The sequence below is a fragment of the Ideonella livida genome (assembly GCF_010499455.1).
GTDB lineage: Bacteria > Pseudomonadota > Gammaproteobacteria > Burkholderiales > Burkholderiaceae_C > Ideonella > Ideonella livida.
The window spans coordinates 1-1,667 of the sequence record NZ_JAAGOH010000080.1; the positions used below are offsets into that span (position 1 = coordinate 1).

A 1,667-nucleotide genomic window follows, 5' to 3' on the forward strand; every position below is an offset into this window, starting at 1 on the left:
GCCGGTGGCGCGCCACCGCTCGCGCGAGGTGCTGCTCTACCGCCAGGGGGGCATGAACGTCATCATCAACGCCCACCAGGACGTGGCCGAGGGCGGCCTGAACGGCGCCCCGCCGCTGACCGAGCGCCCGGTGATTGCGGCGGTGGCGTTTCGCGTGCGCGATGCCGCAGCCGCCTGGGACAAGGCCTGCGACCTGGGCGCCTGGCCGGTGCCCACCCAGGTGGCGGTGATGGAGCTCAACATCCCGGCCATCCACGGTGTGGGCGGCAGCCGCATCTACTTTGTGGACCGCTGGCGTGAGTTCAGCATCTACGACGTGGACTTTGTGCCCATCCCCACGGTGCAGGCGCAGCCGCCGGCCCTGGCGGGCCTGCACTGGTTTGGCGTGGTGCAGTACATCGGCTTTGAGCGCATGGCCGACTGGGTGGCCTTCTACGGTGAGCTGTTCGGCTTTGCCGAGCTGCCCAGCAGCCAGACCTTTGGCGTGATGACCCAGGGCCGCATCCTGGCCAGCCCTTGCGGCACGCTGTACTGGCAGCTCATCGAGCCCTCGCCCGATGCGATCGACGCCGACCCGCAGGAGCTGCTCAACCGGGTGGCCTTTGGCACGCCGGACGTGCGCGGCGCCGTCACCGCGCTGCGCGAGCGTGGCGTGGAGTTTGTGGAGTCCAGCGTGGGTGTGCACACCGAGGACCGCGGCGCGCTCAGCTGCGACGACCACCTGGGCGTGAGCTTCGAGCTGGTGCGCCACGAGGAGCGCACATGAGCTTTGCAGCGCCCAAGCTCAGCCCGGCGCAGCGCATGCAGCAGGGCCACTTTGCCGACTTCGGCATGGACACCATCAGCCTGGCCGGCCCGCTGGAGGCCAAGCTCGCGGCCATGAAGGCCGCGGGTTTTGGCCAGGTGATGATGGCCGCGCGCGACATCGTGGGCCACCCCGGCGGCATCCAAGCCGCGGTGCAAGCCGTCAAGGACAGTGGCCTCAAAGTCACCGGCTTCCAGGTCCTGCGAGATTTCGAGGGGCTGAGTGGCCATCTCCACCACTACAAGGTCGAGATTGCCAAGCAGATGATCGAGATGGCGCATGCGCTGGGCGCCAAGGTGCTGCTGGCCTGCAGCAGCACCTCGCAGCACGCCGGCGCCGACACCGAGGCCATGGCGCGGGACCTGCGCAAGCTGGCCATGCTGGCCCTGCCGCACGGCATCCGGGTGGCGTTTGAGGCGCTGAGCTGGGGCCGGCACCTCAACGAGGTGCACCAGGCCTGGGAGGTGGTGGAGCAGGCTGACATGCCCAACCTGGGCGTGGGCATCGACTCGTTCCACATCCTGGCCACGGCCACCAGCCTGAAGGCGCTGGACTGGATCGACCCGGCCAAGATCTACCTGGTGCAGCTGGCGGACTTCATGTGGCAGGAGACGCGCACGCCGCAGGAGCGCATCGAGACGGCGCGGCACTTCCGGGTGTTCCCGGGCGAGGGCGTGCACAGCCAGGCGATCACGGAGCTGGTCTTGAAGCTCGACGCCATGGGCTACCGGGGCGACTACAGCTTCGAGGTGTTCAACGACGACTACACGCAGCTGCCGCTGCCGTTTGTGGCGCAGCGCGCGCGGGCGGCCGCGGTGTGGCTGGCCGAAGGTGTGCTGCGGCGCAGCGCACCGCTGCCGGG

The 1,667-nt window shown here is 69.3% G+C and carries 2 protein-coding genes; both read left to right on the forward strand.

Going from position 1 to position 1,667, the window contains the following annotated elements; all coding sequences use genetic code 11:
- Positions 1-766 (forward strand): VOC family protein (locus G3A44_RS23105; protein ID WP_163460105.1); only part of this gene is annotated, 766 nt, incomplete at its 5' end.
- A partial coding sequence (locus G3A44_RS23110; RefSeq protein ID WP_239062067.1) for a sugar phosphate isomerase/epimerase family protein occupies positions 763-1,667 on the forward strand: 905 nt, incomplete at its 3' end. The genes G3A44_RS23105 and G3A44_RS23110, both read left to right, overlap by 4 nt.